The following is a 13,012-nucleotide window of genomic DNA, read 5'->3' as shown; positions in this document are numbered from 1 at the left end:
CGGACCGGGGGCGGATCAGCGCCCTGTCGCCGGACTCGTCACGCCTTCCTGGCGGCGGCCTTGCTCACGGACCTGGACGGGGAGGGCGACTTGGACGCCGACTCGCCGGGCGCCTTCGACGCGGACTTCGAAGGCGACTTCGACGCCGGCTTGGAGGGCGACTTCGAGGCCGACTTGGACGGAGAGGCGCTCTCCCCGCCCCCGTCCCCGTTCGCGGCGGCCACCGCGGCCACCGCCTCCTTGGCCGCCTTCTGCGCGTCCTTCACCAGGCCGGCGGCGTCCGGCGCCTTGTCACCCGCGAGGCCCGCGCCGTTGTAGTCGAGGGTGATGACGACGTTCTCCACGCGCGTCACGACCGTCTGCTGCCTGAACGAGCCTTCCTTCTTCTTCAGCTCGTACCGCACGGCCGTCGCCTCGTCGCCCGTCCCGGACACCGGCTCCGACTTCGTGTTCTTCGCCCCGGACACCGCCTGCGCGCCCGCGACCTGCTTCTCGAAGTAGTCGTGCGCGAGCTCGTCGCCCCCGCCGCGCGCGTCCGAGTCGAAACGCAGCATGGCCACGTTCAGCCAGCGGTACTGCGAGCCCTTCACACCGTTGCTGTCCAGGCTGTCCCAGTAGCAGTTGCCGCGCACCGACAGGTCGTCCGACTTGCCTTCCCTGCCCGACTTCCCGGCCTCGGGGACCAGATCACCCAGGGTCTTCCCCGACACCGCCGAGCACGGCTCGGGCAGCTTCGCGTACGCGGCCGGCTCGATCGCGTCCGCCGAGGCGCTCGCCGACGGCTTCGCGCTCTGCCCGGCACTCTTCTTCGCGTCGTCGCCGGAGCCGGAGTCCGAGGAACAGCCGGCGGCGACGAGCATCACCGGGACGGCGGCGGCACACACAAGGATGCGGGGAAGTCGCAGTACTCGCTGGTCTCGCGGGGCTCGCTGTGCTGGTCGGTGCATGGTTCCTTCACTCATGACGCTCGTGGTGCGGACGCACATGGGTCGTGCGACCGTCCGGTCCGAGGGGCCACGGTACGCGGTGAGCGTGGAGCGCGGCCCGCTTCACGGAGTTCGGCGGGATGGACGCGGGGCGCGCGCCGCACGCTAGGAGTTGAGCGAATCGGCGAGGCTCTCGGCCAGTTTCCGGGCCCTGTCCTGCATTTCCTCGCTGTCCGGGACGACGCCCACCCGGACCGGCTGCTCCTCGTACCGGATGGTCACGACCACGTTGGACGTGCGGAACACCACAGTCACCGTGCGCTGCCGGACCGTCGAACCGGCCGCGCTCACCTCGTCGTCGAGGAACGCCTCGTCGCCGAGACCGTCGAGCGTGCGGGGCGGGAGGGCGGCCGGGGTTCCGGTCGCCGTGGCGGACCCGGAGGGGGTGTCGTCCGCGGAACCGGTCGCGGTGTCCTCGTCGCCGGAGCTCCCGGACGAGGGGGCGTCCGACGAGGCGCCCTTCGACGCGGGGCCCTTGGTCGCGGACTTCTCCGGCTCGGCGTCCTCAGCCGTGGCGTCCTCCGTCGTGGATCCGGAGTCGGAGGCGTTTGAGGAGGACGGCTCGGGAAGATCCGCCGCCTCCTCCAGCGCGCCGTAGACCTTCGCGGCCCTGCTGTCGTCGCTGACGGTGCTGTCGTAGGACACCACCCGCTCGAAATCGACGAGGAGGTGGTCCGTCGCGTCCGCCGACTCGACCTTCCAACGGCAGCCGACCTTGCGGTCCGTGTCGAACGTCAGCGTCGCCTCGCCCGCGTACGCCTTCTCGCGCCGCTGCGCGTCCGTGATCTCCACGATCCCCGGGAGCAGCGCGTCGAGGGTCTCGTGGCCGATAGCTCCGCACGGCTCGGGGAGGGTGCGGTACCTGCCGGGCTGGGCGGCCGCCGTCGTCGCGGCGGAGTCGCCGGCCTTCGAGTCGGGGGGTGTGCCACCGTCGTCCGAGCCGCCGGTGCAGCCGGCCAGCAGGGCCGCGAGGAGCACGGCGGCGCCCGGTACGTACGCCTTCCGCTGCACGGTCAGACTCCTCTCGACGGCGCCCGCGATCCGGTGCCGGGCGGTGTCCTGTGGTTATTCGCTTGCCGCACGGGGGCGGCCGCTGGGAACAATGTGTATCGCACGCACAGCCGTGGACGCTGGTCCGTTGTCCCATACGTCGACCTAGGCACCGGTTTTGCGGTCTGAGGCTTCTGTTGGTTTTCCGGGGGAATGAGGACGAGATGTCGTACGTGGAACTGCCGGGCGCGAAGGTTCCCATCCGTATGTGGGCCGACCCCGCCTCGGTCGAGGACGGCGCACTGCGCCAGCTCCAGAACGTGGCGACGCTGCCGTGGATCAAGGGCCTCGCCGTGATGCCTGACGTGCACTACGGCAAGGGCGCGACGGTCGGTTCCGTCATCGCCATGCGGGACGCGGTGTGTCCTGCGGCGGTGGGGGTGGACATCGGCTGCGGGATGTCCGCGGTCAGGACCTCGCTCACCGCCAACGACCTGCCGGGGGACCTGACCCGGCTCCGGTCGAAGATCGAGGAGGCCATTCCGGTGGGCCGCGGGATGCATGACTCCGCGGTCGAGCCCGGTGGCTTCCACGGCCTGGCGACGGCCGGGTGGGACGACTTCTGGGGGCGCTTCGACGGCGTCGCCGAAGCGGTGAAGTTCCGTCAGGACCGGGCGACCAAGCAGATGGGGACGCTCGGCTCGGGGAATCACATGATCGAGACCTGCCTGGACGAGTCGGGCGCGGTCTGGCTGATGCTGCACTCCGGTTCGCGGAACATCGGCAAGGAACTGGCCGAGCACCACATCGGTGTCGCGCAGAAGCTCCCGCACAATGCGGGTCTCGTCGATCGCGACCTGGCCGTGTTCGTCTCCAACACCCCGCAGATGGCCGCCTACCGGAACGACCTCTACTGGGCGCAGGAGTACGCCAAGTACAACCGCACACTCATGATGGCGCTCCTGAAGGACGTCATCCGCAAGGAGTTCAAGAAGGCGAAGCCGACCTTCGAGCAGGAGATCTCCTGCCACCACAACTACGTGGCGGAGGAGCGGTACGACGGTATGGACCTGCTCGTCACGCGGAAGGGCGCCATCCGCGCAGGAAACGGGGAGTTCGGGATCATTCCCGGTTCGATGGGCACCAGCTCGTACATCGTCAAGGGCCTCGGCAACGAGAAGGCCTTCAACTCCGCTTCGCACGGGGCGGGTCGCCGCATGAGCCGGAACGCCGCGAAGCGCCGCTTCACGACGAAGGACCTGGAGGAGCAGACGCGGGGGGTGGAGTGCCGTAAGGACTCGGGCATCGTGGACGAGATCCCGGCCGCGTACAAGCCGATCGAGCAGGTGATGGAGCAGCAGCGTGACCTCGTGGAGGTCGTGGCGAAGCTGAAGCAGTTCATCTGTGTGAAGGGCTGATGCTGCGAGGCCCCGAAAAGCGGTGGCCTCGCACGTCAGGTCGGATAGATGCCGGAGGGCGGGGGCGTCCTGCCGGTGCGCAGGCGCCAGAGGCGGATGGCGCAGCTCTTCTCGGTCCTGCCGAGCTGCTTCGCCGCTGCGGTGACGTCGTCGCCCGACGCCAGCAGCATCCGGTCCTCGGATGCGGTCCAGCGTCGGCGGTCGGGCGCGACACGCATGCCGACGGGGCGCGACCAGGAGCCGAGGGACGCGGCGGCATCCCGCTTGCGGTCCAGTGCGAGACATCCCGGGTAGTACAGGTGGGCTGCCAGTTCCTGGGCCGCTTCCTTCGTGTAGACGAGGTTGTAGATGCTGTCGCGGGCGTTGCGCCTCATCGACCGCTCGGCGCCCGTGAGCTTCCTGACGTAGAAGCACAAGTAGGCGCCGATCGCCGTGCTGGCGGTGGTCAGGGAGACGAAAGGGAGACCCCGGCCCGTGAACCCCACCGATCCGTCGGCGTCCATCACACCCCGGAGATAGTCACGCCGTGAGAACTCGACACGCGGCGGCCTGATGACCGACGACTTACGGCCTTGGGGCAGACCGAGTTCGGTCAGTCGGGTCCGCGCCTCCAGGGCACACAGACACCAGGTCACTGACTTGTGCGAAGCCGAGAAGTTCGTCGCACGAGTACGTCCGGTGATACTGCTGCTGTACGGAGTCAGCCGCTGGAACTCCCGGAGGATCCCGACGTCACGGGCGCTGATTTCGACCGTCAGACGGCCCTTCTGCCCCGTGCCCGCGGCGAGGTGTCCGTCGGCCTGGAGGAAGCCGAACATGTAGGCGTACTCAGGGTTTCGCAGGTCCATGAATCGCGGGGGGTCGACACCCGCGACGTCTGTCAGGGTGTGATCCAGCGTGTCAGGTTCGCGTTCGTCCATGAGTGAGCGGGCCTTCCTGTCGGCCGAGCCCTCGGGCGGGACGGAAGCCCGGGCGAAGGCGGTCGGTTCCGGTGTGTGCGAGCCTAGGTCGCGTGTTCTGCCGTTGTCCGAGTGATCGACTCCGTTCACGCGTGTGGGTTACGGGGCGACCGTGCTGGTCCGGCAAGTTCACCGAGGCGGGGGCGTCGTCGGGCGCGACGAGCGCCGTCCCGAGAGGACGCGGGCGCACAGTCCAGGAACATCGCCCGGAGTGTTTTCCGTGACGGTGGGGGCCAGGTTCAGGGTGTGGGTGACGTACGACCGCACCGAGCCGTAGCGGGCGTTCGGGGATGCCAGGAACAGGGTCATCGCGTGGGCCGGGGCCCTGCCGTACCCCGGCGAGGCCGGTTCCCGGTCCGGGTTGCCCGCACGCCAGTCCGCGACCAGCCGGTCCGTCGCGCGTTCCGCCAGGGCCAAGTCCTCCACAGCCGTCTTCTCCCGGATTCCCAGGAGGGACAGGACCAGGGCCGCCACCAGTCCCGTGCGGTCCTTGCCGGACGCGCAGCGGAAGACCAGCGGGGCATCCGACTCGCCTGCCTCCGGGATCAGTTGGAGCACCTTGCCGAGTTCCCGCGTGCCGTCCTCGGCGACCTCTGCGTGGCGCTCCGCGAGGTACGGGCCGGGTCCCGGTCGGCGCGGGTCACCTCGCCGTCGCCGGCCAGCTTGCCGAGCGGGTCCGCCCGGAACGTGAGGGCGCGGCGTACGGTCCTGCCGTCGGCGGTGGTGTACCCGCCCAGGTCGCGGAAGTTGTGCAGCCGGGCAAAGGGTATGTATCTGTTCACCACGCGCCAGCGTGCAGCGGGAGTTCGCCGCGCCGCGATCGCGGGCGCGGCGGGCCTACTCGGCGTGCATCCCGGCGTAGATCATCACGAACGCGACGATGTGGATGCCGAAGAGGAAGTAGGCGAGGTACCACCAGACGTAGCGCTCGTTCTTCGTCTCCTCGCCAGGCGCCGTTGCTCCGGGTCGAGCGGTGTCCTCGGCTCCGCAGTGGACGGTGTCCCTGGTTCCGGGGCGGGTGACGCCCGTGGTTCCCGGGCTGGCGGGGTCCCCGGGACTGGGGCGTGTGGTGCTCCCGGGGCCGGGGCGGGCCGCGGCTCGTGCGGCATCACGCTTGCCGGTGGATCTTCGTGTTCGAGGCCTGGGCGCGGGGGCGGACGACCAGCAAGTCGATGTTGACGTGGCTGGGGCGGGTGACCGCCCAGGTGATGGTGTCCGCCACGTCGTCCGCCGTCAGCGGTTCCGCGACGCCCGCGTACACCTTCGCCGCCCGCTCCGCGTCCCCGCCGAAACGCGTCAGCGCGAACTCGTCCGTCTTCACCATGCCCGGCGCCACCTCGATGACCCGGACCGGCGTGCCGACGATCTCCAGGCGGAGGGTCTCGGCGAGCACGTGCTCGGCGTGCTTCGCGGCGACGTAGCCGCCACCGCCCTCGTACGTGCTGTGGCCGGCCGTCGAGGAGAGCACCACGACCGTGCCGTCACCGCTCGCCGTGAGCGCCGGCAGCAGGGCCTGCGTGACGTTCAGGGTGCCGATCACGTTCGTCTCGTACATCCGGCGCCAGTCCGCGGGGTCACCGGTGGCGACCGGGTCCGCGCCGAGCGCGCCACCCGCGTTGTTGACCAGGACGCCGATCGTCCGGAAGGCGCTCGCGAACTCGTCGACCGCCGCGCGGTCCGTGATGTCCAGCGCGTACGCCGTCGCCTGGTGGCCCGCCGCGGTGAGCTCCTCCGCCAGCGCCTCGATGCGGTCCTTGCGGCGTGCCGTCAGCACGACGCGGTAGCCCGCCGCGGCGAGCCGGCGGGCCGTGGCGGCACCGATGCCGCTGCTCGCGCCGGTGATGACGGCGATACGTGACGCGGCGGCGGGGGTCATACGGCTGCTCCTCGGTGCGGTCTGCGGTCTGCGGTCTGCGGGGTGCTGTTCGGTGTGCGGCCAGGATAGGCGGGCGGTGCGGGGGGCCGGCCGGGGCCCGGGCCGCCGCCCTTCCCGTTGGTCGCGTGGACCGGTGTCAACTGCCGCCCCGGGGGGCGTACATGATGATCGCCATGCCGACGAGGCAGACCAGGGCGCCCGAGATGTCCCAGCGGTCGGGGCGGTAGCCGTCCGCGGCCATGCCCCAGGCGAGCGAGCCGGCGACGAAGACTCCGCCGTACGCGGCGAGAATGCGGCCGAACTCGGCGTCCGGCTGGAGTGTGGCGACGAAGCCGTAGGCACCGAGGGCGATCACGCCGGCGCCGATCCACAGGGCGCCGCGGTGCTCGCGTACGCCCTGCCAGACCAGCCAGGCACCGCCGATCTCGAAAAGGGCGGCGAGGAGGAAGAGGACGCCTGAACGGAGCACGGACATGCGGTCACTCTGACATGCGGCGGGCTCGCCCGACGGGCGCCGTGGCTGGTGGGCTTGCCCGACGGGCGCCTGCTGCGGTGGGCGTCGGTGCGCCCACGCTCCGGTGGGTGGGTCGGGGCCGCGCCGGTACATCCGCCCGTTGCAGGTCGGGCGGACGCGCTCGTTACGGGGGTGTCCCCGGGTCGGCTGCCCGACCTGCAACGGGCATCTGATGTACCGGCACGGCCCCTTCTGCGGGAGGGCGGGTGCGGGTTGTTCCGGCTGGGGTGCGGGCGGGTGTGCTGCTCGGGGTGACGGGGGAAGCCCCGCTTGAGGGGGCCGCGTCGGGTGCCGTCCGCGGCGTAGCATGTGCGGTTCGTGCGGAAGGCGGGCGTGATGGGCGGGAACGGGCGGGAGCGGCTGACGGCGGAGCTGTCGGTCGAGTCGCGGCGCTACATGGCCTCGTACGCCCTGTTCAATCAGGCCGTCGCCGACCACCTGAAGCTGCACCCCACGGATCTCCAGTGCCTGAATTTGCTCAGCCTGGAGGAGGGGCCGGTCACGACGGGCCGGATCGCGGAGCTGACGGGGCTGACGACCGGCTCGGCGACGCGGCTGGTGGACCGGCTGGAGAAGGCCGGCTACGTCGTACGGGAGAGGGACGCGGCCGACCGCAGGCGCGTCCTCGTGGTGACCGTGCCCGAGAAGCTCGCCGAGTTCGGCCGGATGTGGGACCGGCTGGGCGCCGGCTGGTACACCCTCTTCGAGGGACTGGACGACGCCGAACTCGCCCTGATCATCGGCCACATGCGCCGGACCGTCGAGTTCACCGGGAAGCAGATCGCCCGGCTCAGGAGCGGCGCGCTCGACACCCCCCGGTGACCTGCGTTTCCGACTCGGGTCACTGGTGCCTGTCCGGTGCCCTGCGCGGCAGGAGCCTTACGAGGGGGCAGCACACGAGCGTGCCCGCGGCGACCACGGCGAGGGCCACCGTGGTGGCGTGCGCCTGTCCGCCGCCCGCGGTGAAGTAGACGGAGGTCACGGCCGCCGCCCCGGCCGCGTTGGCGAGCTGCTGTGCCGCGCCGAGCGAACCGCCCGCGCTGCCCGCCTCGTCGGGGGCGATGTCGCCGAGCGCGACGTCGTAGACCGTGCCGAAGCAGGTGCCCATGCCGATTCCCACGACGAGCAGCGGCGGGACGAGCGCCCAGCCGGCGGTGTCCGTGCCGGCGGCGGCGACGAGGGCGAGCAGCCAGGACGTGCCGGCGAGGGTGATCAGCAGGCCGGCGAGGACGAGCCGGCGGCCGAACCTGCCGATCAGGCGGTAGCAGACGATCGACGCGACGACGATGCCCGCGGACAGGGGCAGCAGGCCGAGCGCGGCGCCCGTGGGGGAGCGGCCGAGTCCCTGTTGCAGGAAGAGGGAGACGACGTAGAGGAGCCCGGCGACGGCGGCGAAGAAGACGGCGCCGACGAAGAGGCCCGACGTGAAGCCGCGGTTGTGCAGCAGTGAGGGCTGGATCAGCGGGTTCACGGCGGTGCGCTGGCGGTGGCAGAACGCGGTGGACAGGGCGAGTCCGGCGACCAGGAGCAGGGCCGGGGCCGCGGTCCAGCCGTCGGCCGAGCCCTTGATGAGGCCGGCCAGGAGGCCGAGCATCGCGCCGGCGAGCAGGGCGGACCCCGGGCCGTCGACGGAGACCGTGCGGTCGCCGGTGTCGCGGGGCAGGAGCCGGATGGCGGCGAGGAGTGCGGCCCCGCCGAGCAGCAGGTTGATGAGGAACATCGGGCGCCAGCCCAGTCCGCCGATGTCGGCGTCGACCAGGAACCCGGCGAGGACCGGGCCGCCGACCGCGGACAGTCCCATGACCGGGCCGAAGAGGCTGAAGGCCTTGCCGATCTGGTCACGGGGCCAGGCGGCGCCGAGGATTCCGAAGCCCTGCGGGATGACGAGCGCGCCGAAGGCGCCCTGGGCGAGCCGGGCGACGACGAGGGTCTCGGGGTTCACGGCCAGGCCGCAGGCGATGGAGGCGGCGGTGAACCCGGCGAGTCCGGCGAGGAAGAGGCGGCGCCGCCCGTACTTGTCGCCGAGCCGGCCGCCCACGACGAGCAGGACGCCCAGCGCGAGGGCGTAGGAGGCGCCGAGCCACTGGATGAGGGCGGGACCGCCGCCGAGGTCCCGGGCGATGGTCGGGGCGGCGATGTTGGTGATCGTGGCGTCGAGGAGGTCCAGGACGTCGGCCGCGAGAACGACGGCGAGGATCGCCCAGCGGGTCCTGGCGGGCGGATGGTCCATTTTAGTTGTGTCAGGAAGAATCTGCGTCACGCAGCTAAATGTGCGGCATGCGGGAGTGTCGCGTCAACCGGATTGCCGAAGTGCGGCTACGTCCGCCGGCCGCCGACCGCGTACGCCGTCGGCGGCACTCCTACCGTCGCCGTGAAGTCCCTGATCAGGTGGGCCTGGTCGGCATAGCCGAGCTCGGCCGCGAGTGCCGCCCAGTCCACGTCCCGGGAGGTCTCCGCGTGCTCCAGGGCTTCGTGGATGCGGTACCGGAGGATGATCCACTTGGGGCCGACGCCGACCTGCGCGGCGAACAGGCGCTGCACGGCGCGGACCGACATCCCCTCCGCGCGGGCGAAGTCCGCGACGCGGCGGACGGTGCGGTCGTGCCGGACGCGGTCGACCAGGGCCGTCGCGAGCTCGGCCCGGGGGTCCGGCCGCGGACCGAGTCCCAGCAGGAACGCGTCGAGTGCGGCCACCCGGGCCCGCTCGTCGTCCGGGGCCAGTACGGCCTCGGCGGCACCCTCCGCCGGGCCGAACACCGCGTCCAGCGCGAGCCGCCGGCCGGTCAGCGAGGCAAGGGACCGGTCCGGCGCGAAGGGACGGAAACCGCCGGGCCGGAACTGGATCCCGCACACCCGTCCGCACCCCTCCAGCTTCTGCGTGAACAGTCCGAGCCCGATGCCGGAGACCTCGCCGAAGGGCTCCTGGCCCGCGTACCGCTGGAAGACCACGTTCACCGAGGGGTGCGGCACGACGTGCGAGGCGTACGGCTCGGGGAGGTCCCAGTCGATCAGCCAGTAGTGCTCCAGGTAGGGGCGCAGCGGCTCGGCGGGCTCGTGGCGGCGGAAGCGTACGCGCGAGAACAGCTCCGCCGCGTCGACGATGCCGCGCGTGTCACGGCGTGGGGCGGCCATGACGCGATCGTAGGCCGGGGGTACGACAGTGGCCGGGGACCCGCGGTGCCGGAGCGAGGAATACGTACGAGGGCCGCGCCGTTTGCAGGTATAGTTGAATCATAAACAACCTGTGGAGGGTGAGCGACCATGCAGTTCGGGATCTTCAGCGTCGGCGATGTGACACCGGACCCGACGACCGGCCGTACGCCGACCGAGCACGAGCGCATCAAGGCCATGGTCGCCATCGCGCAGAAGGCCGAGGAGGTGGGCCTCGACGTCTTCGCGACCGGCGAGCACCACAACCCGCCCTTCGTGCCCTCGTCGCCCACCACGATGCTCGGCTACCTCGCCGCGCGCACCGAGAAGCTGGTCCTGTCCACCTCCACCACGCTGATCACCACCAACGACCCGGTGAAGATCGCCGAGGACTTCGCGATGCTCCAGCACCTCGCGGACGGCCGCATGGACCTCATGATGGGCCGCGGCAACACCGGCCCGGTCTACCCCTGGTTCGGCAAGGACATCCGTGAGGGCATCAACCTCGCCGTGGAGAACTACGCCCTGCTGCACCGCCTGTGGCGCGAGGACGTGGTGACCTGGGAGGGGAAGTTCCGCACGCCGCTCCAGTCGTTCACGGCGACGCCGCGCCCGCTGGACGGCGTACCGCCGTTCGTCTGGCACGGGTCGATCCGCTCGCCCGAGATCGCCGAGCAGGCCGCGTACTACGGCGACGGCTTCTTCCACAACAACATCTTCTGGCCGGCCGACCACACCAGGCGAATGGTCGAGCTCTACCGGGAGCGGTACGCCCACTACGGGCACGGCACGCCGGAACAGGCGATCGTCGGGCTCGGCGGGCAGGTGTTCATGCGGCACAACTCGCAGGACGCGGTACGGGAGTTCCGCCCGTACTTCGACAACGCGCCGGTGTACGGGCACGGTCCGTCGCTGGAGGACTTCACCGACCAGACGCCGCTGACCGTCGGCTCGCCGCAGCAGGTGATCGAGAAGACGCTCGCCTTCCGCGAGTACGCCGGCGACTACCAGCGTCAGCTGTTCCTGATGGACCACGCGGGACTGCCGCTGAAGACCGTGCTGGAACAGCTCGACCTGCTCGGCGAGGAGGTCGTCCCCGTGCTGCGCGAGGAGTTCGCCAGAAGGCGCCCGGCCGGGGTGCCGGACGCCCCGACGCACGCGGCGCGGCTCGCCGCGGCCCGTACCCAGGAGGAGGTGCCGAGCGCATGAAGCTCGTCGTCGTCTCGGCGGGACTGAGCGTCCCGTCGTCCACGCGGCTGCTGGCCGACCGGCTGGCCGCCGCGACCGCGGGACGGACCCCGGCGGTCGTCGAGGTCGTCGAACTGCGCGACCTGGCCGTGGAGATCGCCCACAACCTCACCAACGGATTCCCCGGGCGGGCACTCGGCCACGCCTTCGAGGCGGTGAGCGCGGCGGACGGCCTGATCGTCGTCACGCCCGTCTTCTCGGCCTCCTGCAGCGGACTGTTCAAGTCCTTCTTCGACGTGCTGAGCGCCGGCGACCAGGAGGCGCTCGCCGGAAAGCCGGTCCTCGTCGCGGCGACCGGCGGCACGGCCCGGCACTCGATGGTGCTCGACCACGCGCTGCGCCCGCTCTTCGCGTACCTGCGGGCCGTGGTCGTGCCCACCGGGGTGTACGCGGCCTCGGAGGACTGGGGTGCCGAGGGACTGTCCGAGCGGATCGAGCGGGCGGCGGGCGAGCTGGCGACGCTCATGGGCGCGGTCGGTGGCCGGGCTGGCGCCGGGCCCGTGTCCGGTCGGCGGGCCGACGGGCCGGGCCATCACGGGCCCGTGTCCGACGGGCCTGGACACCACGGGCCGGCGGCCGGCCGGTCCGGGGACGGCGGGCCGGTACGGGCGACGGGGGCCACGACGGTGATCCCCTTCGAGGAGCGGCTCGCTGCCCTGCGCACGAGGTGACGGCACCCGGCCGCTCACGGGGTCACTGTGACCGGCCGGGGCAGGCACCGGCAGGCCTACCGGGGCGGGGAGGCCGAGGGTGAGGCGGTGCCCCTGCCGCGGGCGGGGCGGGCGCTCTCGTCCGCGACCGGTGCCGTCGTGTTCCGCGCGCTGCCGGTCGGGGGACAGGCCGACCGGAGGGGTGGGAACGCCGCCTCCGGCCTGCCCCGCGGTCCCGTCGTACGGGGGTGGCGGCGCGCTTCCGCTGCAGGGATGGCGACTGTCGGGACCCGCGGTTCCGTCGTGCGCGCCGCCGTTCCTGGTACCGGGCTTTGCGTCCTCTCCGACGCAGCCGGCGACCGGCGGTGGCTCGGCAGGCGAGCAGGCGAGCAGGAGGGCAGGCGGGCAGGCGGGCCTGGGCTCAGGGGCGGGCACGCGGGCCGGGGTTCCGGGTCGGGCGGGGGCGTGGCGCGGTGCGGGTCGAGGTGCTGGACCCGGGGCCCGGGATCGCCGAGGCGACGGCGTGTGTCTTCGGCCGCTTCTACCGGGCGGCCGACGCCGCGGTCGTCCGGGCTCCGGGCTCGGACTCTCCGTAGTGCGGGAGGCCGCCACGTCGCACGGATGGACGGCCTTCGCCCTCCGCGGGGAGGGTGGCGGGGCGGTGATCGGGGTCACCGTGGACGCCGGTGGCCCCGAGGACGACGGCCGCGACTGACTCCGCCCACCGGCCGACGGCCCCGGAGTCAGTGTGCGGCCTTCGGCGAGCCGGCCGCGGAGCGGCGGTACTCGGCGTTGATGCGCTGGGCCTCCTCGAGCTGGTCCTCGAGGATGACGATGCGGCAGGCGGCCTCGATGGGCGTGCCCTGGTCGACCAGCTCGCGCGCCCGGGCGGCGACCCGCAGCTGGTAGCGCGAGTAGCGCCGGTGGCCGCCCTCCGAGCGGAGCGGCGTGATCAGGCGGGCCTCTCCGATGGCACGCAGGAATCCGGGCGTCGTACCGAGCATCTCGGCGGCCCGTCCCATGGTGTACGCGGGGTAGTCGTCGTCGTCCAGACGATTACCGAGCGGGTTGTCTGCTGTCATCTCACCTCGTAGTACAACGCCTCGAGGGGCCCTGGCGCCGTACGGCACCAGGGCCCCGAAGGAAATTCAACACCATCTGTCGGCCCTAACGCGGTGCCGACCTTCTGTTACCGCCGTCCGGCCCGGGAGAGGGACCGAG

General features: G+C 71.8%; 13 protein-coding genes and 2 pseudogenes. 5 read left to right on the top strand and 10 right to left on the bottom strand.

The features are described 5' to 3' along the window. Positions 1–38 precede the first annotated feature (38 nt). Positions 39–962, bottom strand: coding sequence for a DUF3558 domain-containing protein (locus tag AC0ZLC_RS21555; protein WP_476753577.1), 924 nt, complete (start codon positions 960–962; stop codon positions 39–41). Positions 963–1,091: 129 nt separating this feature from the next. Further along, positions 1,092–1,997, bottom strand: a complete 906-nt coding sequence (locus AC0ZLC_RS21550; RefSeq protein WP_476753576.1) for a DUF3558 domain-containing protein — start codon at positions 1,995–1,997, stop codon at positions 1,092–1,094. Between the two features lie 203 nt (positions 1,998–2,200). On the opposite strand from AC0ZLC_RS21550, the gene AC0ZLC_RS21545 reads away from it, so the two are divergent. Next, positions 2,201–3,394: an RtcB family protein gene (locus AC0ZLC_RS21545; RefSeq protein WP_476753575.1), complete on the top strand. Its 1,194-nt coding sequence runs from the start codon at positions 2,201–2,203 to the stop codon at positions 3,392–3,394. 35 nt (positions 3,395–3,429) lie between these two features. Here AC0ZLC_RS21545 and AC0ZLC_RS21540 read toward each other — a convergent pair whose 3' ends face one another. The 5 genes and pseudogenes from AC0ZLC_RS21540 to AC0ZLC_RS21520 all read right to left on the bottom strand — a co-directional run bounded on the left by AC0ZLC_RS21540 (position 3,430) and on the right by AC0ZLC_RS21520 (position 6,704). After that, entirely contained in the window at positions 3,430–4,242 is an 813-nt protein-coding gene (locus AC0ZLC_RS21540) for a hypothetical protein (RefSeq protein ID WP_476753574.1), read from the bottom strand. A gap of 240 nt (positions 4,243–4,482) precedes the next feature. After that, positions 4,483–4,929, bottom strand: a pseudogene (locus AC0ZLC_RS21535) (tyrosine-protein phosphatase); the annotation flags it as partial. Next, the gene (locus AC0ZLC_RS21530; RefSeq protein ID WP_476753573.1) at positions 4,899–5,135 is read right to left on the bottom strand and encodes a tyrosine-protein phosphatase; all 237 of its coding nucleotides are present in this window, start codon (positions 5,133–5,135) and stop codon (positions 4,899–4,901) included. The gene AC0ZLC_RS21530 and the pseudogene AC0ZLC_RS21535, both read right to left, overlap by 31 nt. Positions 5,136–5,461: 326 nt before the next feature. Continuing rightward, the gene (locus AC0ZLC_RS21525) at positions 5,462–6,229 is read right to left on the bottom strand and encodes an SDR family NAD(P)-dependent oxidoreductase (protein WP_476753572.1); all 768 of its coding nucleotides are present in this window, start codon (positions 6,227–6,229) and stop codon (positions 5,462–5,464) included. Between the two features lie 136 nt (positions 6,230–6,365). After that, the gene (locus AC0ZLC_RS21520; RefSeq protein WP_476753571.1) at positions 6,366–6,704 is read right to left on the bottom strand and encodes a YnfA family protein; all 339 of its coding nucleotides are present in this window, start codon (positions 6,702–6,704) and stop codon (positions 6,366–6,368) included. 375 nt (positions 6,705–7,079) lie between these two features. Here AC0ZLC_RS21520 and AC0ZLC_RS21515 point away from each other — a divergent pair, with 375 nt between their 5' ends. Next, complete coding sequence (locus AC0ZLC_RS21515) at positions 7,080–7,565, top strand: MarR family winged helix-turn-helix transcriptional regulator (RefSeq protein ID WP_476753602.1); 486 nt, start codon at positions 7,080–7,082, stop codon at positions 7,563–7,565. Between the two features lie 19 nt (positions 7,566–7,584). Here AC0ZLC_RS21515 and AC0ZLC_RS21510 read toward each other — a convergent pair whose 3' ends face one another. Both AC0ZLC_RS21510 and AC0ZLC_RS21505 read right to left on the bottom strand, forming a co-directional pair. Continuing rightward, on the bottom strand, positions 7,585–8,973 hold the full coding sequence (locus tag AC0ZLC_RS21510) for an MFS transporter (RefSeq protein ID WP_476753570.1): 1,389 nt from the start codon (positions 8,971–8,973) through the stop codon (positions 7,585–7,587). An 86-nt stretch (positions 8,974–9,059) separates the two neighbouring features. Next, positions 9,060–9,875 (bottom strand): DUF6597 domain-containing transcriptional factor, encoded by an 816-nt coding sequence (locus AC0ZLC_RS21505; protein ID WP_476753569.1) that lies wholly within the window; start codon positions 9,873–9,875, stop codon positions 9,060–9,062. Positions 9,876–10,004: 129 nt separating this feature from the next. On the opposite strand from AC0ZLC_RS21505, the gene AC0ZLC_RS21500 reads away from it, so the two are divergent. The 3 genes and pseudogenes from AC0ZLC_RS21500 to AC0ZLC_RS21490 form a co-directional block, all read left to right on the top strand. Next, complete coding sequence (locus tag AC0ZLC_RS21500; RefSeq protein WP_476753568.1) at positions 10,005–11,102, top strand: LLM class flavin-dependent oxidoreductase; 1,098 nt, start codon at positions 10,005–10,007, stop codon at positions 11,100–11,102. Beyond that, on the top strand, positions 11,099–11,812 hold the full coding sequence (locus AC0ZLC_RS21495; RefSeq protein WP_476753567.1) for a CE1759 family FMN reductase: 714 nt from the start codon (positions 11,099–11,101) through the stop codon (positions 11,810–11,812). Before AC0ZLC_RS21500 ends, AC0ZLC_RS21495 begins: the two co-directional genes overlap by 4 nt. A gap of 446 nt (positions 11,813–12,258) precedes the next feature. Continuing rightward, positions 12,259–12,506: pseudogene (locus AC0ZLC_RS21490) on the top strand (sensor histidine kinase); the annotation flags it as partial. A 28-nt stretch (positions 12,507–12,534) separates the two neighbouring features. On the opposite strand, the gene AC0ZLC_RS21485 reads toward AC0ZLC_RS21490, so the two are convergent. After that, complete coding sequence (locus AC0ZLC_RS21485; RefSeq protein WP_358851016.1) at positions 12,535–12,873, bottom strand: MerR family transcriptional regulator; 339 nt, start codon at positions 12,871–12,873, stop codon at positions 12,535–12,537. Positions 12,874–13,012: the final 139 nt, after the last annotated feature.

Source organism: Streptomyces sp. GLSS-08, assembly GCF_056387915.1.
This window is presented reverse-complemented; position numbering and strand designations above follow the sequence as displayed.